The organism is Pseudoclavibacter sp. AY1F1, from assembly GCF_002931075.1.
In the GTDB taxonomy this organism is placed as follows: Bacteria; Actinomycetota; Actinomycetes; order Actinomycetales; family Microbacteriaceae; genus Pseudoclavibacter.
The window spans coordinates 357,041-379,242 of record NZ_PSTQ01000002.1; the positions used below are offsets into that span (position 1 = coordinate 357,041).

The 22,202-nt window shown below is 68.5% G+C and carries 16 protein-coding genes and 1 riboswitch; of the genes, 11 read left to right on the forward strand and 5 right to left on the reverse strand.

Translation table 11 applies throughout. The annotated features are described in order from the left end of the window. Positions 1 to 29 precede the first annotated feature (29 nt). The 5 genes from C5B85_RS05780 (at position 30) to C5B85_RS19130 (ending at position 7,586) form a co-directional block, all read left to right on the forward strand. On the forward strand, positions 30 to 2,456 hold the full coding sequence (locus C5B85_RS05780) for a DUF6882 domain-containing protein (protein ID WP_146077859.1): 2,427 nt from the start codon (positions 30 to 32) through the stop codon (positions 2,454 to 2,456). Positions 2,457 to 2,546: 90 nt separating this feature from the next. Next, entirely contained in the window at positions 2,547 to 2,846 is a 300-nt protein-coding gene (gene gatC / locus C5B85_RS05785; RefSeq protein WP_104285066.1) for an Asp-tRNA(Asn)/Glu-tRNA(Gln) amidotransferase subunit GatC, read from the forward strand. Continuing rightward, positions 2,843 to 4,369, forward strand: coding sequence for an Asp-tRNA(Asn)/Glu-tRNA(Gln) amidotransferase subunit GatA (gatA, locus tag C5B85_RS05790; protein ID WP_104285067.1), 1,527 nt, complete (start codon positions 2,843 to 2,845; stop codon positions 4,367 to 4,369). The genes gatC and gatA overlap by 4 nt, the downstream gene beginning before the upstream one ends. Further along, positions 4,369 to 5,883, forward strand: a complete 1,515-nt coding sequence (gatB, locus tag C5B85_RS05795; RefSeq protein WP_104285068.1) for an Asp-tRNA(Asn)/Glu-tRNA(Gln) amidotransferase subunit GatB — start codon at positions 4,369 to 4,371, stop codon at positions 5,881 to 5,883. Before gatA ends, gatB begins: the two co-directional genes overlap by 1 nt. Before the next feature lie 107 nt (positions 5,884 to 5,990). Then, positions 5,991 to 7,586 carry a hypothetical protein gene (locus C5B85_RS19130; protein ID WP_181064298.1) on the forward strand — a complete coding sequence of 532 codons (1,596 nt, stop codon included), beginning with the start codon at positions 5,991 to 5,993 and terminating at the stop codon, positions 7,584 to 7,586. A 69-nt stretch (positions 7,587 to 7,655) separates the two neighbouring features. Here C5B85_RS19130 and C5B85_RS05815 read toward each other — a convergent pair whose 3' ends face one another. After that, positions 7,656 to 9,404: a long-chain-fatty-acid--CoA ligase gene (locus C5B85_RS05815; RefSeq protein ID WP_104285071.1), complete on the reverse strand. Its 1,749-nt coding sequence runs from the start codon at positions 9,402 to 9,404 to the stop codon at positions 7,656 to 7,658. Positions 9,405 to 9,487: 83 nt separating this feature from the next. On the opposite strand from C5B85_RS05815, the gene dinB reads away from it, so the two are divergent. Then, positions 9,488 to 10,783: a DNA polymerase IV gene (gene dinB / locus C5B85_RS05820; RefSeq protein WP_104285072.1), complete on the forward strand. Its 1,296-nt coding sequence runs from the start codon at positions 9,488 to 9,490 to the stop codon at positions 10,781 to 10,783. A 90-nt stretch (positions 10,784 to 10,873) separates the two neighbouring features. On the opposite strand, the gene C5B85_RS05825 is transcribed toward dinB, so the two are convergent. The 4 genes from C5B85_RS05825 to glgX all read right to left on the reverse strand — a co-directional run bounded on the left by C5B85_RS05825 (position 10,874) and on the right by glgX (position 17,794). Then, positions 10,874 to 11,161 (reverse strand): DUF2277 domain-containing protein, encoded by a 288-nt coding sequence (locus C5B85_RS05825; protein ID WP_104285073.1) that lies wholly within the window; start codon positions 11,159 to 11,161, stop codon positions 10,874 to 10,876. A gap of 226 nt (positions 11,162 to 11,387) precedes the next feature. Continuing rightward, on the reverse strand, positions 11,388 to 13,184 hold the full coding sequence (treZ, locus tag C5B85_RS05830) for a malto-oligosyltrehalose trehalohydrolase (protein WP_104285074.1): 1,797 nt from the start codon (positions 13,182 to 13,184) through the stop codon (positions 11,388 to 11,390). Between the two features lie 46 nt (positions 13,185 to 13,230). Beyond that, entirely contained in the window at positions 13,231 to 15,552 is a 2,322-nt protein-coding gene (treY, locus tag C5B85_RS05835) for a malto-oligosyltrehalose synthase (protein WP_104285168.1), read from the reverse strand. Positions 15,553 to 15,598: 46 nt separating this feature from the next. Beyond that, positions 15,599 to 17,794: a glycogen debranching protein GlgX gene (gene glgX, locus C5B85_RS05840; protein ID WP_104285075.1), complete on the reverse strand. Its 2,196-nt coding sequence runs from the start codon at positions 17,792 to 17,794 to the stop codon at positions 15,599 to 15,601. 139 nt (positions 17,795 to 17,933) lie between these two features. On the opposite strand from glgX, the gene C5B85_RS05845 reads away from it, so the two are divergent. The 5 genes from C5B85_RS05845 to C5B85_RS05865 all read left to right on the forward strand — a co-directional run bounded on the left by C5B85_RS05845 (position 17,934) and on the right by C5B85_RS05865 (position 22,051). Further along, positions 17,934 to 18,266 (forward strand): hypothetical protein, encoded by a 333-nt coding sequence (locus C5B85_RS05845; protein ID WP_068493157.1) that lies wholly within the window; start codon positions 17,934 to 17,936, stop codon positions 18,264 to 18,266. A gap of 24 nt (positions 18,267 to 18,290) precedes the next feature. Then, positions 18,291 to 18,400, forward strand: a riboswitch (TPP riboswitch). A 51-nt stretch (positions 18,401 to 18,451) separates the two neighbouring features. Continuing rightward, positions 18,452 to 19,117, forward strand: a complete 666-nt coding sequence (locus tag C5B85_RS05850; RefSeq protein ID WP_104285076.1) for an ECF transporter S component — start codon at positions 18,452 to 18,454, stop codon at positions 19,115 to 19,117. Positions 19,118 to 19,122: 5 nt separating this feature from the next. Then, positions 19,123 to 20,649, forward strand: coding sequence for an ABC transporter ATP-binding protein (locus C5B85_RS05855; protein ID WP_104285077.1), 1,527 nt, complete (start codon positions 19,123 to 19,125; stop codon positions 20,647 to 20,649). After that, the gene (locus tag C5B85_RS05860) at positions 20,646 to 21,500 is read left to right on the forward strand and encodes an energy-coupling factor transporter transmembrane protein EcfT (RefSeq protein ID WP_258070608.1); all 855 of its coding nucleotides are present in this window, start codon (positions 20,646 to 20,648) and stop codon (positions 21,498 to 21,500) included. The genes C5B85_RS05855 and C5B85_RS05860 overlap by 4 nt, the downstream gene beginning before the upstream one ends. Continuing rightward, positions 21,497 to 22,051, forward strand: a complete 555-nt coding sequence (locus C5B85_RS05865) for an ATP-binding protein (protein WP_258070609.1) — start codon at positions 21,497 to 21,499, stop codon at positions 22,049 to 22,051. The genes C5B85_RS05860 and C5B85_RS05865 overlap by 4 nt, the downstream gene beginning before the upstream one ends. Positions 22,052 to 22,202: the final 151 nt, after the last annotated feature.

The following is a 22,202-nucleotide window of genomic DNA, read 5'->3' on the forward strand; positions in this document are numbered from 1 at the left end:
CCGCGGAGGAACGGGGAACCATGCTCAGTGTGAGCTTGCAAGATCTGGCGGACGACGCCGCCATCCTCCACTTCGACGCGCAGGCGCAGCTCACGGAGCAGCTCGGCGACGCCGGATGGGATGTCGACCTCACCGCCCCGTCGATCACGTACCAGACACAGCCGAACGCAACGGTCCTGCCGGTGCAGCTCATCGGCAGCGTCGCGCAGAGCGCTGGCACGTGGATGTGGGGCTGGAACAACGTCAACAACTTCCCGGAGCAGGCCATCGCGCTCGCCGGGCGGGTACGGTCGTTTGTTCTCGACGGAGGGCCGGAGCAGCTGTCGTCCTCAGTTGTGAAGACGGACGAGACGCCGCCGCTCGTGCTTGTGCTCGCCGCCAAGTCGCTCACCCGTTCGCGCGACAGCGTGGTGGTCGAGGCTGCCCCTGGCGTCCAGGTGCATCTCATGGTGCAGGCGGGTTCGGACACCCCCACGACCGCGGAGCGCGCCACTCGCGCCATTCTCGAAGCGCTCGACGCGGGCGTGCTCAGTGATCACGTGCGCGCGCTCCACGCTTACGCGGCCCGTACAGAGTCTCAGCTCCAGCGCACGGGGGAGTCCAGCTACGAGCTCACCACGAGCGCCGGCAACGTCGAGGTCACCCTGGACGACGCCAAGCGAATCCTCGTGGTGCGGGTCGCCCCAGACCAGACGACCGCCAACAGCGGCGGCGCCTCGGTGGCAGCGCTAGAAGAGGATCAGCCCTCCGACCCCGTGGACCCCGCAGAAGACGCGCGTCCTGCCGAGGCCGTCCAAGCGGACGAACCGGCATCGGCGGGGGAGTCCCCGGCCGAGGAGCCGCAGGCATCTCGCAGCGAATTCGCGGAGCCAAGTGCACCGGCCGTCGTCTCGCTCGAGAAGTCGCCGCTGACCGAGTCTCCAGAGCTGCTGCCTGACTCTTCAGATCCGGGCGAGCCCACGGCCGCCGCATCGGATGAGTCGGATGCGGGCATCAGGCTGGACCAGGCGCCGGCGGATGCGCCCGCAGAGCCGCTTCACGAGCTCCAGACCGCAGACGTGCAGCCCGCGCCGGTCCCGGTTGTCCCGCCTGCAGGTTCGACGGCCCCGACGCCTCCGGTTGTCCCCGCGTCTGCCCCGTACGTTCAGGCCCCGCAACGTTCGGTTCAGCCGGATGAAGCAGCTACTTCCACAACAGCAGGCAGCCCCGCAGCCCCGTCCTCGGTCGTGTCCTCGGCCGTCTCGCAGTCGCCGAGCGCGCCCTGGCAGCCTTTTGACGCATCCCCGCGGTGGGAACGTACCCCTCCATCGGCAGTTGCTCCGCCCGTTGGCGGACCGCCACCCGTTCCCGCGCCCGCACCCGGCGAAGGTGCCGCCCAGGGATTCCTGCCGCCGCACCTCGCTAATCCACCCCAGGCCGCTCCCTCGGCGTACGGAGCCCCGCCAACGGGCGCCCCGGCTGGCCAGTTCGGCGGCCCGACGCAGCAGCCCCCTTCCGGTCAGCCGCCGCAGTTCGGCCAGCCAGGCCAGTTCGGTCAGCCAGGCCAGTTCGGTCAGCCAGGGCGGCCGTACCAGCAGGCTGCGCAGTTCGGCCACCAGGGCCAGCCTTGGAATCAGGGTCAGCCCGGGAACCAGGGACAGCCCGGGAACCAGGGACGATTTGGCAACCAGCGCCAGCCGGGCACTCAGGCCCAGCCCGGGCAGCCGGACTGGCCGCAGCAAGCCCCGCACCAGGGCCAGTCATGGCAGGGTCAGGCTCCTCAGCAGGGCGGGCCAGCTCAGCAGGGAAGCTCCTGGCAGCAAGCTCAGGTGCAGCCTCCCGTTTCCGGGGCTGACTACGGCGCTCCGCAGCAGCAAGGCGACCCTCGGCAGGCGCCTCAGCAGTTCCCTGGCCAGCAGTACCCGGGCCGGCAGAACCACGGCCAGCAGAACAATGGCCAGCCGTTCCAGGGGCAGCAGCTCTCGGGCCAGCCGTTCCCAGGTCAGCAGGTCCCTGGTAGCCCATTCCCCGGCCAGCAGGTCCCCGGCCAACAGTTCCCGGGCCAGGAGTTCCCGGGCCAGGAGTTCCCGGGCCAGCAGTTCCGTGGCCAGCAGTTCCGTGGCCAGCAGTTCCGTGGCCAGCAGGGCGGCTTCGATCCCGGGCAGCAGGGCCAGCCACAGCAGTTCCCTCAGCCGCGCCAACCCCAGCAGCGGCCGCAGGAGGGTGCCTGGAATGGCCAGCCTCCCTTCGGGCAGGCGCCGCAGGGACAGCCTCCGTTCGGGCAGCCACACAACGGACAGCCGCACCAGGGTCAGCGCCCGCCGCAGCAGGGACCGCAGCAGGGTCAGGCTCCGTACTCGGGGCAGCAGCCATACCCGGGGCAGGCGCCGCAGCAGGGGCAACCCGGCTTCGACCCCCGCTGGCCGGATAACGGTCAGCAGCCCTGGCCGCCGCAGCAGCAGCCACCACGCCAGTAATCAGCAGCCATCACGCTAGGGCCGAGCACGGCCGCGCCCCGAGCGCGGCCTAGACTTGTCCAGCCCTGGCCGACGCACTATCGGAGACGAATGACCGACATCACTGCCGCCGACGTTGAGCACCTCGCTCAGCTCGCGCGCATCGACCTCGCCGAAGGCGAGATCGAGCGCGTCACCGGCGAACTCATCGAGATCCAGCACCTCATCCAGAAAGTGCAGGAGGTGGCAACGCCAGACGTCAAGGTGACAACTCACCCGATCGCGATGCACAACGTGACTCGCGCCGACGTGGCCGGCGAGCCGCTTGACCGCGACGCCGCGCTCGCGGGTGCCCCGGACAGCGACGGGACCCGATTCCGCGTCACCGCAATCCTGGGGGAGGAGCAGTGAGCGCCGACATCACGCGCCTGAGCGCCACCGAACTGGCAGCCGCGATCGCTGCTGGCAGCATCAGCTCCATCGAGGCGACAACCGCGCACCTCGAGCGCATCGAAGCTGTCGACGGTGACGTCCATGCGTTCCTCCACGTCGACGCCGACGCCGCGCTTGCCGCCGCGGGGCGTGTCGACGCGAAGCGGCAGGCAGGAGAAAAGCTCGCGCCGCTGGCTGGTGTCCCCGTCGCCGTCAAGGACAACATCGCCACGAAGGGCACGCCGACAACCGCTGGGTCGCGCATCCTCGAGGGCTGGGTCCCGCCATACGACGCGACCGTCGTCGAACGACTCCGCGGCGATGACCTCGTCATCATCGGCAAGACCAACCTCGACGAGTTCGCGATGGGTTCCTCCACGGAGCACTCCGCGTACGGCCCCACGCACAACCCCTGGGACCTCGAGCGCATCCCGGGTGGATCCGGCGGAGGCTCCGCCGCGGCCGTAGCCGCCTACGAGGCGCCGCTTGCCCTCGGCACCGACACCGGCGGGTCCATCCGCCAGCCCGCATCCGTCACCGGCACCGTCGGCATGAAGCCCACCTACGGCGGAGTCAGTCGGTACGGCGCGCTTGCGCTCGGCTCCTCGCTCGACCAGATCGGGCCAGCAGCCCGCAACGTGCTCGACACGGCAGCGCTCCACGACGTGCTCGCGGGTCACGATCGCCGCGACTCCACCTCGCTCACGGGGGAGTGGCCGTCCTTCACTGATGCAGCCATCGCAGGCTGCCAGGCCGACTCCGTGCGCGGGCTCCGCATCGGCGTGCCGAAGCAGATCGCCGACGGGGCAGGCTTCGAGGCAGGGGTCACGCAGCGCTTCCAGGAGGCGCTCGCCGCCCTCGAAGAACGCGGGGCGATCATCTCCTGGATCGAGACACCGCACTTCGAGTACGCGGTGGCCGCGTACTACCTGATCATGCCGGCTGAAGCATCAAGCAACCTCGCCCGTTACGACTCCGTGCGCTTCGGGCTGCGGGTCACGGACGCCTCCGCGACAACCGTCGAGAAGGTCATGTCGGCAACGAGGAGCAAGGGCTTCGGCGATGAGGCGAAGCGCCGCATCCTGCTCGGCACCTACGCGCTCTCGGCTGGCTACTACGACGCCTTCTACGGCTCTGCGCAGAAGGTGCGCACGCTCGTGCAGCAGGACTTCGCCGCCGCGTTCGCCGAGGTCGACGTGCTCGCCGCGCCCACCTCGCCGACAACTGCCTACAAGCTCGGCGAGAAGGCCGAAGACCCGACCGCCATGTACCTCGCCGACCTCACGACGATCCCCGCGAACCTTGCCGGCGTCCCCGGCATCTCCGTGCCGGGAGGCCTCGCACCGGAGAACGGACTGCCCGTCGGCATCCAGTTCATGGCGGCAGCCCGTGACGACGCGCGCCTCTACACGGTGGCCGCGGCACTTGAACAGACTCTCGAAGACCGATGGGGCGGACCGCTGCTCGCGCAGGCGCCCCAGCTGAAGGCAGGTGCACGCTGATGGCCAAGCCAGAGCTGATGGACTACGACCGCGCGCTCGAACTCTACGAGCCCGTCATCGGTCTCGAGGTGCACGTCGAGCTCGGCACCAAGACCAAGATGTTCTCCGACACCCCGAACCATTCCGGTAACGAGGTCGGCGGCGAACCGAACACCAACATCGGACCCGTCGACCTGGGACTCCCAGGCACGCTGCCGGTGGTCAACGAGCAGGCCGTTCGCTACTCGATCGCGCTTGGGCTTGCGCTCGGCTGCGAGATCGCCGAGGTCTCGGGCTTCGCTCGCAAGAACTACTTCTACCCGGACAATCCGAAGAACTACCAGATCTCGCAGTTCGACGACCCCATCGCCTTCGATGGGGAGGTCGAGGTCGAACTGGAGGACGGCACCGTCTTCCACGTGCCCATCGAGCGCGCCCACATGGAAGAGGATGCAGGCAAGCTGACGCACGTCGGCGGCTCGACCGGGCGTATCCAGGGTGCCGAGTACTCGCTGGTCGACTACAACCGTGCGGGCGTGCCGCTGGTCGAGATCGTGACCCGGCCCATCTTCGGAGGCGAGGCGCAGACGCCGCAGCTCGCGGCCGCATACGTGTCGACGATTCGCGACATCGTCCGGGCGCTCGGCGTCTCGGAGGCCCGCATGGAGCGCGGAAACCTTCGCTGCGACGCCAACGTCTCGCTGCGTCCGCGTGGCGAGGAGAAGCTCGGCACGCGCACGGAGACGAAGAACGTCAACTCGTTCAGGTCGATCGAGCGTGCCGTCCGCTACGAGATCCAGCGCCAGGCGGCGCTGCTCGCGGCCGGCGGCAGCATCACGCAGGAGACGCGCCACTGGCATGAGGACACGGGACGCACCTCGTCTGGCCGTCCGAAGTCGGATGCCGACGACTACCGGTACTTCCCGGAGCCGGACCTCATGCCGTTGAGGCCCAGCCGCGAGCTGGTCGAGGAGCTCCGAGCGACGCTCCCGGAGGCGCCCGTCGCCCGGAGGCGTCGCCTCAAGGCGGAATGGGGCTTCGCGGACCAGGAGTTCCAAGACATCGCGAACGCCGGACTCCTCGAGGTCGTCGACGCGACCGTCGCTGCCGGAGCGACCGCGGCTGGCGCCAAGAAGTGGTGGATGGGCGAGCTCTCGCGCATCGCCAACGATCGCGGCGTGCAGGCCACTGACCTGGCGACACCGCAGCAGATCGCCGAGCTCGACGGACTCATCACGGCCGGCACGGTCAACGACCGACTCGCTCGTGACGTGCTCGAGGGAGTGCTCGCAGGAGAGGGCTCGCCCGCCGAGGTCGTCGAGTCGCGCGGCCTCGCCGTCGTCAGCGACGACGGGCCGCTCATCGAGGCCATCGACGCGGCCCTCGCGCAGCAGCCTGACGTGCTCGCGAAGATCCGCGACGGCAAGGTGCAGGCCGCAGGCGCGGTCATCGGTGCGGTCATGAAGGCGATGAGGGGCAAGGCGGATGCCGCACGTGTCCGCGAGCTTGTCCTGGAGCGCGCGCAGAACTCGTAGGACTCAAGTCGTACACCGAGGAATTGTCGGGCACGACCTAGGTGCCTCTGTGGCTCTGACGATAACGTCAGAGCCACATGGCCTCGGTGAACGGAGAAGTGAATCGTATGGGCAAGAAATCTGGCAAGAAATCCCGCGTCGAGCGGCCCGATGCTACACAGGGCGGGCCACGCGCGAAGGTCAAGAAGGAACGGGTGCAGCCGCCCAAGACCGTGGTGCGCCCCGGCTCCGCCGACGAGGCCGCGGACCTGCCTGCCGTGGCACGCGAGGCGGCGGCAGATACCGCTGCCAAGAAGCAGGGAAAGCCCCAAAAGAAGGACAAGGCCGAGAAGAAGGACAAGGCCGGCAAGAAGGACAAGGCGGGCAGGAACGACAAGGCCGGCCAGAAGGATAAGGCTGCCAAGAACGATAAGGCCGCTCAGAAGGAGAAGTCCGGCAAGAAGGACAAGCCGGATAACTCCACTCCGTCGGCCAAGAAGGTCAAGGCTGACAAGGCTGACAAGAAGGACAAGAAGGACAAGAACGCCAAGTCCGCTTTGGTGGACACGTTCGACGGGCAGCCGACGTCCGAGGCCGCAGAGACAACACCGGCCCAGACGACACCGGCCCAGACAACACCGGCGGGGACAGAAGCCCTGGCCGACTCGTCATTAGCCAAGCCGGCGAAGCGCTCGCGGGCTAGGGATGACGGCAAGAAGCCGAGCAAGGCGTCACCAGCGCCGACGGCGTCCAGCGGAGTCAAGAAGTCTTCGGCGAAGAAGCCGAGCCAGTCCGCTCCCAAGGCGGACAAGCAGGCCGATGAGCAGGTTGACGCAGGCGAGCGGGCGCACACGGTTCGAGTTACGGGTCTGCTCGCGGACGACGGCGACGATGCACACGGCTTTGCGCGGCTCGTCCGGGCGATGCCTGGGATCGTCGCTCTTGTCGAGCAGCACGAGACGGCGGTGCACCGGGCCGTCTTCGACAGCTACGTGACCGCGGTGGTCGAGTTCGGCGTCGACGCTGCTGACCTCGCGCCGATCGACATCCGAACAACGGCTCCTGATGCGCTGACGGCCGCGGAGCCGGCTCCGGCGTCGGGCCGGAGCGGTTCAGCACGGGCCGGCGGCACCTCGGCCGGATCGGCCAGGGCCGAACGAACGCGCCGCCCGTCCGGGATCAATAGCGCCCAGCCTGAGGTGGTGCAGTCCCCGGAAGCCACCACCGGGCAGAAGGCGGCCGGTTCTCCAACAGCAGCGAAGCCGGATCCGGTGCGCAGCCCACGCTCGTCCGTCCGGGCCTCCACTCGGGCCGGAGCCGGCCAGGGGCGAGCCTCGGCCCCCAAGGTCGCCCCGGAAGCGGCCACGGGGAGCCGCGCGGGAACGACGCCGATCGCTTCCCGCACGCGAGCCGGTGCTCGCGGTGGCGCCGCGGGCCGCTCCCGTGCCGCCGCTCAGGCGAAGAGCCTGGAAGAACGAGCTGCTGAGCTCAAGCCGACGAATAACGGGCAGCGCATCGCACTTGCCATCGACTCCATCTTGAGCGCCGACAGCGAAGTCTCGTCGGCGACGATCTCGGGCGAATTCGAGCGCATGACGTGGCGGGTGCCAGTCAACCTGGCCGCCTCAGTCCGACAGGCGGCACGCGCTGGCCTCGTGGACCTCGAGGGCCCGAGCGGCACGCGCCTGACGGCCGAGGGCGAACGGTACGTCTCAGGAAGCTGAGTCCCGAGCAACGCCAACGCCGAAAGCCCGTCCCTGCAACGCAGGAGGCGGGCTTTCGTGTGTGCTGGACTACTTCGCCTCGGGGTTGGCGGCGGGTGCGTCACCTTTGTCTGCCGCGGCGGCTGTCGCGTTGCGGTCCTGCTGGAGGGCATCCCGGACCTTCTTGCGCAGCACCTTGCCGATGAGCGACTTCGGGAGCTCCTCCCAGACGACGTACGAGCGGGGGACCTTGTGCTCCGAGAGCCGTTCGCGGACGAACGCGCGCGCCGCGGCCTCGTCGAAGGTCGCCCCGACGTCGAGCACAACAACGGCGGTGACAACTTCGGCCCCGCCGCCTCGCTTGATGCCGACTACTGCAGCCTCTGCGATTCCGGGGACCTCGGTGACAACTCGCTCGACCTCGGAGGGCGACACGTTGAAGCCGCCCGTGATGATGAGCTCCTTCTTACGGTCGACGACGGTCACGAACCCGTCCTCGTCCTGCACGACGAGATCGCCTGAACGCACCCAGCCGCCCTCGATGAGCACCTCGGCGGTCTCCTCCGGGCGGTTCCAGTAGCCCTGGAACGTCTGCGGGCCCTTGATGAGCAGCTCGCCGACTTCACCCAGCTCGACCTCCCGACTCGGGTCGCTTGGATCCGTGACCTTGATGAACGTCGACGGGAACGGGATGCCGATCGTCCCGGTCTTGCGCTTGTCGGTGAACGGGTTGCCGAGCGCCACTGGCGATGTCTCGGTGAGGCCGTACCCCTCGACAAGCTGACCGCCGGCGACGGCCTCCCAGCGGTGCACGATGGCGTCGTTCAGTGTCATGGCCCCCGAGATCGCGTAGATCACTCCGGAGAGGTCGAGCTTGCCCTCCTTGGCGACGCGCGCGAGGCGGTCGTACATGGGCGGCACGGCGGGAATGAACGTGGCAGGCGACTTCTTGGACGCCTCGACGACCAGTTCGGGGTCGAAGGTCGGGAACAGCACGGCCTTCGCGCCGACGCTCACGGAGTAGATGACGGAGAGCAGCACGCCGAATGCGTGAAACATCGGGAGAACGCCGTAGATCGTCTCGTTGCCAGCCGTGAACTCTGGCATCCACGCGGCACCCTGGCGTGCGTTCGACCAGAGGTTGCGGTGCGTGAGCATCGCACCCTTGGGGTTGCCGGTCGTGCCGCTCGTGTACTGCAGGCTGGCGAGGTCCTCTGGCCCGGGCGTCGGGATGCTGGCGTCGAGCGGCTGCTGCTTCGCGAGCTTCTCGAACGGGACGGTGCCAGGGGCCTTCGCGCTGAGCTTGGCCCGCGACTCCCGGGCCTTCGCGATGGGCAGGCGCAGCAGCAGCTGCGTCTTCAGTGGCATGCCCTTCGTCACATCGACCGCGATAACGTGGCGGATGCCGAGGCTGTGGGGGAGCGACTGCACGGTGGGTGCTGCTTTGTCCCAGGCGATCACGATCTCCGCGCCGTGATCCTCGAACTGCGTGCGCAGCTCGTCGCGTGTGTAGAGCGGGTTGTGCTCGACGACGACGGCCCCGAGGCGGAGCACTGCGTAGAACGCGACGACGTGCTGCGGCGCGTTCGGCATGATGAGGGCGACCCTGTCTCCGCGCTTCACACCGATGCGGCGCAGGCCTTGGGCGAACCGCAGCACCTGATCCTGCAGCTCGGCGAAGGTCGTCTGCGCGCCGAAGAACTCGATCGCGGGCTTGTCGGGGAACCGTTCGGAGATCTCCGACAGCATGTCGGGGAGTGAGCCGTTCGGGACTTCGATGTCCTTCGGGGTTCCGGGGGCGTAGAAGGCGGTCCAGGCGCGAGACTCGTTGAGCTGCATGCGCAGAGTCTATTCGCGGAGAGCGTCGGGCAGATGTCCGGGTGCGTCCTGCGGATGTCGGTGGGACATCGCACAATGGATGCATGACCAGGAAAGACATGGGTGTGCGGCAGACGGGTGCGGCGTCCGACCGCGACTCGTCTGCGAGCATCCTCCATGTCGACATGGACGCCTTCTTCGTCGCGGTCGAGCTCCTCGAGCGGCCCGACCTCATCGGCAAGCCCGTCATCGTCGGCGGCACGAGGGAGCGCGGGGTCGTCTCGAGCGCAAGCTACGAGGCGAGGGCTCGGGGCGTGCGCAGCGCCATGCCGATGCACCAGGCCATTGCTCGATGCCCAGAGGCGGTTGTGCTGCCTGGCAGCATGCACAAGTACCGGGAGGCGTCCCAGCAGGTCATGGAGATCTTCCGGGAGTTCACGCCGCTCGTCGAGCCGCTTTCGATCGACGAGGCGTTCCTCGACGTGTCCGGCGCGAGTCTTCTGTTCGGATCGCCCGGCGAGATCGCGGCACGGCTGCGCGAGCGTGTGAAGGCGCAGACCGGGTTGACGTGCTCTGTCGGCGCCGCGTCCACGAAGTTCGTGGCGAAGCTCGCATCCGGCAAGTGCAAGCCGAACGGCATGCTCGTGATCCCGCACGAGGAGACGATCCCGTTCCTGCATCACCTCCCGGTCGGGGCCCTCTGGGGCGTCGGCGAGAAAAGCGAGGCGAAGCTGCGGGGAATGGGCATCCACACGGTCTTCGACCTCGCCCACACGCCGGTGCCGGTGCTCGAGCGGGCGGTGGGCAAGGCGGGAGCCGCGAAGCTCAGCGCGCTGGCGTGGGGCAGAGACGAGCGGGGCATCGAGGAGGCGCACCGCGAGAAGTCGATCAGCCACGAGCAGACGTTCTTCGAGGATGTTGACGATTTCGTCTTCCTGGAGCGCGAGGTGCGTGCACAAGCGGATGCCGTGGCCACGCGCCTGCGTCGCGCAGGTCTGCAGGCTCGCCAGGTTGGCATCAAGCTCCGCTGGTCCGATTTCTCGACGATCACGCGCTCGCACACGCTCGCCGAGCCGAGCGATGTCGGCCATTCGCTGTACCTGGAGGCACGCGAGATGCTTCGGGCGGCCCTCGTGCCCCCAAGGCCCGTCCGCCTCATCGGCGTGCGCGCCGAGCGTCTCGTGGAGGCCGGCAGCTCAGGCCAGCTTTCGCTCTTCGGCGCCGAGGAGGACGACGACTGGGAAGCTGCGGAACGGGCAGTCGACCAGGCCGTCGCGCGTTTCGGCAAATTCGCGCTACGCCCGGCCTCGCTGCTCGGTCGGGGCGAGCGGAGTGACGGAACGGTCGGCCTGAGCGAGCGTGCGAACCGCACGCAGGACGAGTCGCCCGACCGCCACTGAATCGCGCCGGGGGCCCGCCGCGGAGGATCGCGCCGAGGACGCATGGAGGCCGCCCCGGACGACACTGTTCCGAGCATCCGATGCTGCGCGCTACGAGGCCGTCTTGGCGGCTTCCCGTGCGGCGATGCGCGCCTGCACTTCTGGTCGGCGCAGCGGCGGGACAGTCTTGGGCGGCTGACGCCGCTCTGGCAGGTCCTCAAGGAGGTGCTCCGTGATGTGCGCGATCTCGCGTACCGCATTCTCGAAAGCCTCGCGAGTGCGGTCGGTTGGATGCGTGATTCCAGAGACCTTGCGCACGTACTGGCGTGCTGCGGCTTCGATCTCGGTGTCGTTCGCGGCGGGTTCGAGCCCACGCAGCTCAGTGATGTTTCTGCACATGCGGGTCAGGCTACGCCGACGCTCCGCAAGCGACAAGCGACAAGCGACAAGCGACAAGCGAGTCTGCCTTCGGGAGCTGGGCCGGGTACGGCTTCGCCCGCGTGTGCAACTTGCGTGATGAAAGCGTGTTTTCGGGTCGCCGGACGCCCGGAACGTCATGTGATCACGGAGGTCGGTCAGCGCCAGGCGCCCGGCGGAGGAAGCAGGGCGCCTGGCGGAGGCTGAGTCAGGCGCGTGTCGCGCGGACGACGGCGGCGCTCTCCGCGGGGAGGCGGAGTGGCACGAAGGCGGTGCCGACGGGCGCTCCGGTGGTGGTGCCTGTCGTGGTACCGAGCGTTGCCCGCGCATCCGTCGCGAACAGCACCTCGGTGGCGCGCTCGACGCGAAGCTCCCGCTCGAGGCCGGAGAAGTTCACGGCGATGAGGAGGCCGCCGCGCGTGATGACCAGCGTGCCGTGCTCCTGCGAGACGTCGACGCTGCTCGCATCGAGCCACGGCGTGGTGACGTCGGCCTCGCGCCGACGCAGCGCGATGAGTTCGCGGTACACCTCGAGGAGGCGCGCGTGCTCTGGCTTCTCGAGCTCGCTCCAGTCGAGCTTCGAGCGGTTGAAGGTCTCCACATCCTGGGGGTTCGGGACAACCTCCGCGTCCCACCCCATGCGTGCGAACTCACCGATGCGGCCCTCGGTCGTCGCCTTCGCGAGCTCGGGCTCCGGGTGCGAGGAGAAGAACTGGAAGGGCGTCGTGGCCCCCCATTCCTCGCCCATGAAGAGCATCGGCGTGAAGGGCGAAGTGAGCTCGAGGGTCGCTGCGATGGCGAGCTGTCCCGGAGAGAGCGTCGCCGTGAGGCGGTCGCCGATCGCGCGGTTGCCGATCTGGTCGTGGTTCTGTGAGGAGACGACGAGTCGCCAGGCCCGGGTCTGCGCGGGCAGGGGGCGGCCGTGGTGGCGGCCGCGGAACGTCGAGACGGTGCCGTCGTGGAAGAAGCCATTCGTGAGCACCTTCGCGAGCGCGTCGAGGCCCGCGAAGTCGGCGTAGTAGCCGCTTGTCTCGCCCGTGAGGTTGACGTGCACCGCGTGGTGGAAGTCGTCTGACCACTGGGCGTCGAGTCCGTAGCCGCCCGCCTCGTCCGAGGTGATGAGCCGAGGGTTGTTGAGGTCGGACTCGGCGATGAGCGTCAGCGGGCGGCCGACATGCGCCTCGAGCTCGTCGACGTCACGTGCGAGCTCCTCGAGGATGTGCACGGCACGGTCGTCGACAAGAGCGTGCACCGCGTCGAGTCGCAGCCCATCGACGTGGAAGTCGCGGAGCCACATGGCGACGTTGTCGCGAATGTAGGCCCGCACTTCGTCGGAGTTCTCACCGTCAAGGTTGACGGTGTCGCCCCACGCCGTGGCGTGGTGGTCGGAGAGGTACGGGCCGAACTTGCCGAGGTAGTTGCCGGACGGCCCGAGGTGGTTGTAGACGACGTCCTGGATGACCCCGATGCCGCGCTCGTGGCAGGCATCGACGAAGCGCTGGTAGGCGGCGGGCCCGCCGTAGCCCTCATGAACGGCGAACCAGTCGACCCCGTCGTACCCCCAGCCGTGGGTGCCGCTGAAGGCGTTGACCGGCATGACCTCGACGAAGTCGACGCCGAGCTCCTGCAGGTGGTCGAGTCGACCGATGGCCGAGTCGAGGGTGCCTTCCGGCGTGAACGTGCCGATGTGCACTTCGATGATGACCGAGCCGGCAAACGACCGACCTGTCCAGTCGCCGTCGACCCACGGGTGGCGGTCCGCGTCGAACGTGCGGGAGAGTCCGTGCACGCCATCGGGCTGCCAGCGGGATCGGGGGTCCGGGATGGGGGTCGTATCGCCGTCGACGAGGTACCCGTAGTCGTGGGTCTCCTCGTCGAGCTCGAGCGCCGCATCCGGAACCCACCAGTCGGCTTCGGTGCGGCGCATCGGCACCTCGGTGCCGTCGAGGAGCAGGGTCAGCGTCTCGGCGTGGGGTGTCCAGACGTCGAAGCGGGAATCGCGCACGGAGATCTCCTTGGTGGAAGGCGAGGTGTGTGGATGCGGGCGGCGGCTAGGACTTGGCCAGGAGGGCCACGGGGTACTGCTGCAGGATCGCGGCGAGCGGCACGTCCTTGCCGCCTGTGTAGACGGCGGCGGTGAGCTGGTCGATCCACTCGCCCTCTGGCAGCGGGATGGTCGTGCCGATCCAGCCGCCGCCCTGCTCGAGACCGATGGGCAGGCGGGTGCCGATCGTGATGGCGCCGCCGCGGGAGAAGGCGAGCGCGTGCTCGGCGGCCGGACCGTTCGCGTCGATGCCTTCGTACTCGGTGAAGAGCTCGGGGCGACTGCGCCGCAGGCGCAGGCACGCGGCCGTGACGAGGAGCTTGGCGGCCCCGGAATCGTCGATCTCCGGTACCGCGCCGTGCAGGATGGCATCGAGCGCCGAAGTGCGCGACGAGTAGTCCACGGGCTGCCGGTTGTCGGGGTCCACGAGCGTGCGCGCCCAGAGCTCCGTGCCCTGGTAGACGTCGGGGATGCCCGGCATCGTGAGCTGCACGATCTTCGCGGTGAGCGAGTTCGACCAGCCGGCCGACTGCGTCTCGGCGACGACGTTCTGGACGACGTTCGACGCGACGGGGTTGTCGAAGACCGCGTCGACCGCTGATCGCAGCTGCTCTTCGAACTCCTCGTTGGGGTTGGTCCAGCTCGTGTGCAGGTCAGCCTCGCGTGCCGCCTTCTCGAGGTAGGCGTTGAGGCGCTCCCGTGACGCGGGCCAGGCCCCGACGATCGCCTGCCAGGTGAGCTGGGCAAACGCGTTGTCGTCGATGGGGGCGACGTTCTGCAGCTCCGCGACGCTCTCGGCCCAGAACTCGGGCACCTCGCTGAGAGCCGTGATGCGGGCTCGCGTGTCCTCGCCCCGCTTCGTGTCGTGGGTCGAGAGCGTGGTCATGGCGTCGGGCCAGTCGCGGGATCGTGCGGTCTGCAGCTCGTGGAACCGCTCCGGCGTGATGGAGAACACGTTCGGGTCTCCACCGACCTCGTTGAGGGAGGTGAGACGCGCGTACCGGTAGAAGGATCGATCCTCCACGGCCTTCGCCATGATCATGCCGGTTGTCTGCTGGAGACGCAGCGCAGCCTCGGCCTCAGGCGCTTCCAGGAACGGCAGGATGCGGGCGATGGATTCCGCGAGGTCGGGTCGCTGCTCCTTCGCAGCCTGCGCCGCCTGCGTGAGGTGGTTGGCCCCGGTCGGGAGGTAGCTGCGGTAGACGCTGAAATGGGCGGCAATCTCCGAGACCGAGTCCTCGATGAGTTCGTCCTCGAGGCCGGTCGAGCGCAGCTCGCGGGCGATCCTGCGGATCTCGGCGTTCAGCGAGATGTCCGCGACGGCACGCTTCGCCTCGTGGATGAGCTGCTCCCAGTCGATCGGAGCGCCGTCCGCTCCGGCGAGCTCGTCGAGGAGCTCCTCGGCGTCGGCATCGACGAGGACGCGGTCGATCTGCCCGAGTGCGTCGTAGCCGGTTGTGCCTGCCGTGCGCCAGTCCGCGGGCAGCGACTCGTCGCCCTCGAGGATTTTCTCGACGAGGACGTACGCGCCGCGCGTCCGGTCGGCGAGGTGGCGCAGGTAGCCGCCGGGGTCGCGCAGCCCGTCCGGGTGGTCGATGCGGAGCCCGTCGACGAGGCGGTGCCGCATCCAGTCGAAGATCTCCTCGTGCGCTTCGTCGAACACGTCGTCGTCCTCAACGCGGATGCCCGCAAGCGACGTGATCGTGAAGAAGCGGCGGTAGTTCAGGCGGGTGTCGCCCTGGCGCCAGTGGATGAGCTGGTAGTGCTGGTTGTCGAGCACCTCGCGCACGGACGCGCCCTCCGGAGCGGAACCCTCGGCCAGCGGGTACTCGGTCGAGTGGTAGCGCAGCACACCGGCCTCGGCGTCCACGGTCACGTTCGCGATCGCGTCCCCGCGTTCGCGTGGCATGTCGTCGTCGCCGACGGTCGGGATGAGGAGCTTGCCGCTCCCCGCCTCCCAGTCGATGTCGAAGGACTCGGCGTGCGCCGCGTCCTGTCCGTTCGCGAGCACGTCCCACCACCACGGGTTGTCGCGTGGCGTGCCGACGCCCATGTGGTTCGGCACGATATCGACGAGCACCCCGAGGCCCAGCTCGCGTGCCTGTGCGGAGAACCGCTCGAGCGCCTCTCGGCCACCCCGCTCGTCGTCGACCTTCGAGGGGTCGACGACGTCGTAGCCGTGGGTGCTGCCCGGGGTCGCCTGCAGGATGGGCGAGAGGTACACCCATCCGACGCCGAGCCGCTCCAGGTAGGGGAGCTGCTCGGCGGCCGCGTCGAGGTCGAACTCCGACGTCAGTTGGAATCGATAGGTGCTGGATGGGATGCGCATCATGGTCTCCGTCGCGCGAGGTGCTTCTGAAGTTGGTCAGGCCGGGTCAGCTGCCGAGGGGAGGCCGCGTGATGATCGGGATAGGCGTTGTCATCGCCGCGACGGAGGCGGCGACTGAGTGGTCGGGCTTCTCCTTGAGTTCGGCCTCGCGCAGCACCACAAGCGAGCGGGGCTCGAGCGGGATGGTCGCCCCGGGCTCGACCGCTTCGAGGTCAGTGTGCATCCCGGACGTGTCGATCACGATGTCCCAGAGGGACGTGATCTCCACGCTGGGGATCGTCGCCTCTACGACGGTCTCGCTGGCGTTGAAGTAGACCATGAAGCTCACGTCGGTGATCTCCTCGCCGCGTTCGTCACGGCCGGCGATGGCGTTCCCGTTGAGGAACATGCCCATCGACTTCACGAACTCGGCGTTCCAGTCTTCCGACGCCATCTGCGTGCCGTCGGTCGACAGCCACACGATGTCGGGCAGGGCTGAGCCCTCTGCTCGCTCCTCGACGCGGCCGTTGAAGAAGCGCCGGCGGCGGAAGGTCGGGTGATCGGCGCGCAGCTGCGCGACGGCCCTCGTGAACTCGATGAGCGGCTCATCCGCGCTCTCCCAGTGCACCCAGCTGATTTCGCTGTCCTGCGCGTAGGTGTTGTTGTTGCCGTTCTGGGTGCGGCCCAGCTCGTCTCCGTGGAGGAGCATCGGGACGCCCTGGCTGAGCAGCATCGTCGCGATGATGTTGCGCTGCTGCCTGGCCCGCATGGCGTTGATCTCTGGGTCATCGGTCGGCCCTTCGACGCCCAGGTTGTAGGAGCGGTTGTGGCTCTCGCCGTCGTTGCCGTTTTCGCCGTTGGCGTCGTTGTGCTTCTCGTTGTATGAGACCAGGTCGCGCAGCGTGAAGCCGTCGTGGGCGGTGACGAAGTTGATGGATGCGAAGGGGCGTCGTCCTGAGTGCTCATACAGGTCAGCCGAACCCGTGATGCGGCTCGCGAACTCGCCGAGCGTCGAGGGCTCGCCGCGCCAGAAGTCGCGGACGGTATCGCGGTACTTGCCGTTCCACTCTGTCCACTGCGGCGGGAAGTTCCCGACCTGGTAGCCGCCGGGGCCGACGTCCCACGGCTCGGCGATGAGCTTCACCTGCGAGACCACCGGGTCCTGCTGCACGAGGTCGAAGAAGGTCGAGAGCTTGTCGACGTCGTGCAGCTCGCGCGCGAGGGTCGACGCGAGGTCGAAGCGGAAGCCGTCGACGTGCATCTCGGTCACCCAGTAGCGCAGCGAGTCCATGATGAGCTGCAGCGAGTGCGGGTGGCGCATGTTGAGCGAGTTGCCGGTGCCCGTGTAGTCGGTGTAGTACCGCTTGTCGTCTTCCTCGAGCCGGTAGTACGCGCCGTTGTCGATGCCGCGGAAGCTGAGGGTCGGTCCGAGGTGGTTGCCTTCGGCCGTGTGGTTGTAGACCACGTCGAGGATGACCTCGATGCCGTTGGCGTGCAGCGTGCGCACCATCGACTTGAACTCCTGGACCTGCTGGCCTGCCGTGCCCTGCGAGGCGTAGTCGGCGTGCGGTGCGAGGAAGGAGATCGTGTTGTAGCCCCAGTAGTTGCGGAGGCCCTTCTCGATGAGGGTGCTGTCCTGCACGAACTGGTGCACGGGCATGAGCTCGATCGCGGTCACACCGAGGCGCTTGAGGTGCTCGACGATCGCGGGGTGCGCGATACCCGCGTACGTGCCGCGGATCTCTTCCGGCACATCCGGGTGCAGCTCGGTGAGTCCCTTGACGTGCGCCTCATAGATGAGTGACTCGTTGTAGGGGATGCCAGGCTTCCGGTCGCCAGCCCAGTCGAAGTAGGGGTTGATGACAACGCCCTTCATCATGTGGGGCGCGGAGTCGAGGTCGTTGAACGAGTCTGGGTCGCCGAAGTTGTAGCTGAACAGCGACTGATCCCAGTCGATGTCGCCCGTCGTCGCCTTCGCGTACGGGTCGAGGAGGAGCTTCGCCGGGTTGCAGCGGCTGCCGTTCGCGGGGTCGTAGTCGCCGTGCATCCGGTAGCCGTACTGCTGACCTGGCTGAACGTGGGGGAGGTAGGCGTGCCAGACGTGCGCGTCCTGCTCGTGGAGCCTCACCCGCTCCTCGTTGCCGTCGTCATCGAAGAGGCAGAGCTCGACCTTGTGGGCGGCTTCGCTGAAGATCGCGAAGTTGGTGCCACTTCCGTCGAACGTCGCTCCGAGGGGGTAGGCATTTCCGGGCCACGTTTTCATGCACGCTCCTATTGCTTCATCGAAGAACATCGCGTGTGGATGCAGGCACTAAAGCTACCAAAGGGTGGGAGGGGCCTCGCCCGCCAGCACACAGGAGTTCTCCTGGTTGGCAGGCATGTCGACGACCTACGCTGGCCGCATGACGAACCTCACACAGAACCTCACCGACTCGGTCAAGAAGCTCGGCGTCACGCTCGCGTACGGCGAGAAGGTGGAGCTCGGCAAGTCCACCATCCTCCCCGTCGCCCTCGTCTCGTATGGCTACGGCGGCGGCGAGAGCACCGAGGAGGGGCAGGAGAACTCCTCAGGTGCAGGCGGCGGTGGCATGGCGATTCCGGTCGGAGCCTACGTCGATGACGAGTTCGGCACGAGCTTCCGCCCGAACATCATCGCGCTCATCGCCGTCTCGATTCCGCTCGTCTGGACCGTCGGTCACGCGCTTCCTCGCCTCATCAAGGCGCTCAAGAAGTAGCTCAGGCCACGGTTCGGCCTATACTCGGGGTGTTCACGGGAGTCCGGTAGTCCGGGCTGAGAGGAAGGCACAAGCCTTCGACCGTCAAACCTGATCTGGGTAATGCCAGCGCAGGGAGGCACATCTCCGAGCAGAGCCACCCCAGGCTCTGCGCCCGTGCACTTTCACTCGAAAGGGCACACAGCATGACAACTTCTCCAACTCCATCGCCGACCGCTGCTTCGCAGGCACCGGCGCAGGCCCCCGCCCAGGCGCGGGCGCCGAAGAGCCGCTTCCGCTGGCGGGTCATCGACATCGTCACGGCCGCCGTCCTCGGCGTCGCGACCGGGCTCATCTTCATCGTCTGGAACAGCGTCGGCTACCTGTGGTTCACGGCGATGGATGCGTTCACGCCCGGCGTGGGCGGCATCGCGGTCGGTATCTGGCTGCTCGGCGGCGTGCTCGGCGGGCTCATCATCCGCAAGCCGGGCGCCGCGCTCTTCGTCGAGGTGCTCGCGGCCTCCGTCTCCATGCTCCTCGGCAGCCAGTGGTCGATCGAGACCGTCTACTCGGGCATCGCCCAGGGCCTCGGCGCCGAGCTCATCTTCGCGCTCTTCTTCTACAAGCGCTTCGGCCTCGGCGTCGCGATGCTCGCGGGCGCTGGTGCCGCCTTCGCCGCGTGGGTGCTCGAGCTCTTCCTCAGCGCCAACATCGAGATGGGACCGGCGTTCCTCACGATCTACTTCGTCTCGATCGTGCTCTCGGGTGCGGTGCTTGCCGGCATTGTCGGCTGGCTGCTGACCCGTGCGCTCGCGGCGACCGGCGCCTTGAACCGCTTCGCCGCCGGCAGAAGCTCAAAGCGAATCGGCTAACGCACGTGGGCGCGAGAGTCGAGGCGAGGGGGTGGGGCTGGCGCCATGCCGACCGGGCGAAGCTGGCCGTCAGCCAGCTCGACCTGACGATCGAGCCCGGCGAGGCCGTGCTCCTGCTGGGGCCGTCTGGCGCGGGCAAGTCGACGCTCCTCGCGGCGCTCGCCGGCGTGCTCGGCGACGACGAGGATGAGGGGCAGGAGCTCGGGTCCCTGCTGATCGACGGCAGGCACCCGACGGATGCGCGCGGGGTCACCGGACTTGTCCTCCAGGACCCCCAGGCCAACACCGTGCTCGCGCGGATCGGCGACGATGTCGCGTTCGGCTGCGAGAACCTCGGGGTGCCGCGCGCGGAGACCTGGGTCCGCGTCCGCGAGGCACTCGACGCCGTCGGGCTTCGGATGCCGCTCGACCGTTCGACCGCGCAGCTTTCCGGCGGCGAGCGGCAGCGGCTCGCGATCGCCGGGGTACTCGCCATGCGCCCCGGCCTCATCCTGCTCGACGAGCCCACCGCGAACCTCGACCCTGCCGGCGTCGAGGAAGTCCGCGAGGCGGTCATGCGGGCGGCCGCTGTGACGGGCGCGACGCTCATCGTCATCGAGCACCGCGTCGACGTGTGGCGCTCGAGCGTCGACCGGGTTGTTGTGCTCGGCACAGACCAGCATCTGCTCGCCGACGGCTCCCCGGACATCGTCCTCGAGCAGCAGCGAGTTTCGCTCTTGGACGCCGGCGTGTGGATCGGCGGGCATGAACCGCTTGTGCCGAGGGCCCCGATGTCGCCTGGCGAGGACCTGCTCGTCGCGGACAGGCTGGGCTTCGGACGCGCCGACCGTGCACTCCACTCGCAATTCGGGGCGACGCTGCGCGCAGGGGAGTCAACGGTTGTGCTCGGTCCCAACGGCGCGGGGAAGACGACGCTTGCGCTCACGCTCGCCGGCCTGCTGAAGCCCATCGAGGGCGAAGTGCGGGCCACGCAGGTGCTCCGCGACGCGGGAGACATGGCGAGCGAACGAAGGAGCGGTTGGTGGCTCGGGCGGCGCCGTCCCGCCCAGCCCGCCGGCCCGCATCCGTCTGCCTGGCGATCTCGCCAGCTGCTGACGCGAATCGGCACGGTGTTCCAGCAGCCAGAACATCAGTTCGTCGCGGGAACCGTGCGCCGCGAGCTGGAGGTCGGCCCGGATGCGGCGGGACGCGGCAAGCGGGAGACGAGCGAACGCGTCGACGAGCTCCTTGCGGCGCTTCGCCTCTCGCACCTCGCAGACGCACACCCCTTCACGCTCTCCGGCGGTGAGCAGCGCCGCCTTTCGGTCGCGACGGTGCTCGCGACGGCACCGCGTGTCCTCATCTTCGACGAGCCCACCTTCGGGCAGGACCGGAGGACCTGGACGGAGCTCGTCACGATCATGGCCGGGCTTGTCGCCGAGGGGCACTCACTTGTCTCCGTGACCCACGACGAACAGCTCGTGCGGGTGCTCGGCGACCAGTGCATCCGCATCGGCGCCCACGACCGCAAGAACGAGAAGGTGCCAGCGTGAGCGGGGGAATCGCCTCGGCCGGCGCTCGGCCGGCAAGGTCGGTTGAGGTCGACGGCGACGGCGTCCCCCTCGAGGTGCTGCCCGTCGGCGGCAGGTTCCTCGACCGAGTCAACCCGGTCACCCCCTTCCTCGCCGCCGTGCTGTACTCGATTCCCCTCCTCACGACGCTCGATGTCGTCTCGGCAGTCGTGGCGCTGGCGCTCTCGCTGTTCGCCTTCGGGGTCGCAGGCGTGCGCCCCATGGAAGTCGTGCGATCGAGCTGGATCCTCCTCATCGCCGCTCCCGTCTCCGCCACCAGCATGCTCCTCTACGCCAAGCCGGGCGGCACCAGCTACGGACAATTCCTGTACGCGAACGTCACGGACAACTCGATCCAGCTGGCCATCGCCGTCGGGCTGCGCGTCCTCGCGATCGGGGTGCCGACGCTCGTCGCACTGAGTCGCATCGACCCGACGCGTCTCGCCGATGGACTCGCGCAAGTTGCGCACCTGCCAGCGCGGTTCGTCGTCTCGGCGCTCGCGGGCATCCGCCTCTTCGCAGTTTTCCGGGACGACTGGACGGCCATGAGCCAGGCCAGGCGCGCTCGCGGACTGGGCGACTCTGGCGCGATCCGTCGGCTCATGACGATGGCATTTGCACTGCTGGCCCTCGCGATCCGGCGCGCCGGGATGCTTGCCACCGTCATGGAGGCCCGCGGCTTCGGAGCGGAAAACGTCACGCGAACCTGGGCTCGTCCCTCGCGCCTCGGCTGGCGAGACCTCGTGCTGGTGCTCGCCGGCGTCGTCATCGCGGCGGTCGCCGTCGCCGTCGCCGTCGGGATGGGCTCGTACCGGCTGGTGGGGAGCGCGTGAGCGCGGCAGCAGGGCTGCTCGACCGGGTGCTTGCTGACGCTGACGGCGGCCGCCCGGTGGTCCTCATCGACGGTGGTTCCGGCTCTGGCAAGACGACGCTCGCGGGCGAGCTGCTCGCCGAGTTCCGGGCTCGCGGCTTCGACGGCGCGCAGCTCGTGTCGCTCGACGACGCCTACCCGGGCTGGCGAGGTCTTGCTGCTGCCTCGCAAGCCGTTCACCGCGACATGCTCAGGGCGGAGCGCCCCGGGTACGAAAGCTGGGACTGGGCGGCGGATGCGCCCGGGCCGTGGCGGGACGTCAACGGTTCAGCCCCGCTCATCATCGAGGGCTGCGGCTCCCTGTCGCGCGAGAGCGCGCCCCTCGCGACGACGAGCGTCTGGATCGAACTCGATGAGGCGCACCGGAAGCCTCGCGCGCTGTCTCGTCCAGGCGACATCGGCGTCTTCGAGGAGTTTTGGGAGATGTGGGCTGCCCAGGAGCGCGAGCACTGGCGGCGAAACGCGCCGTTCCTGCTCGCTGACGTCGTCATCGAGGTCGTCCCCGACGCCTGAGCCCTCGCCCACGAGTCTGCCTTCGGGCGGCGCCGTCTCTCAGCCCACCCCGGTCAATTTAAGGGCGACTTGGCTTGGGCCGATCTCGAGTGGCTTGATGTTCCGGGGCTGATCGCCGACGAAACGCGCAACTCTCCCTTAAATTGACGCG

Coding starts and splice junctions, on each gene's coding strand:
- gatC (WP_104285066.1), top strand. CDS start 2,547: ATGACCGACATCACTGCCGCCGACGTTGAGCACCTCGCTCAGCTCGCG.
- gatB (WP_104285068.1), top strand. CDS start 4,369: ATGGCCAAGCCAGAGCTGATGGACTACGACCGCGCGCTCGAACTCTAC.
- C5B85_RS19130 (WP_181064298.1), top strand. CDS start 5,991: ATGGGCAAGAAATCTGGCAAGAAATCCCGCGTCGAGCGGCCCGATGCT.
- C5B85_RS05815 (WP_104285071.1), bottom strand. CDS start 9,404: ATGCAGCTCAACGAGTCTCGCGCCTGGACCGCCTTCTACGCCCCCGGA.
- dinB (WP_104285072.1), top strand. CDS start 9,488: ATGACCAGGAAAGACATGGGTGTGCGGCAGACGGGTGCGGCGTCCGAC.
- C5B85_RS05825 (WP_104285073.1), bottom strand. CDS start 11,161: ATGTGCAGAAACATCACTGAGCTGCGTGGGCTCGAACCCGCCGCGAAC.
- treY (WP_104285168.1), bottom strand. CDS start 15,552: ATGCGCATCCCATCCAGCACCTATCGATTCCAACTGACGTCGGAGTTC.
- glgX (WP_104285075.1), bottom strand. CDS start 17,794: ATGAAAACGTGGCCCGGAAATGCCTACCCCCTCGGAGCGACGTTCGAC.
- C5B85_RS05845 (WP_068493157.1), top strand. CDS start 17,934: ATGACGAACCTCACACAGAACCTCACCGACTCGGTCAAGAAGCTCGGC.
- C5B85_RS05850 (WP_104285076.1), top strand. CDS start 18,452: ATGACAACTTCTCCAACTCCATCGCCGACCGCTGCTTCGCAGGCACCG.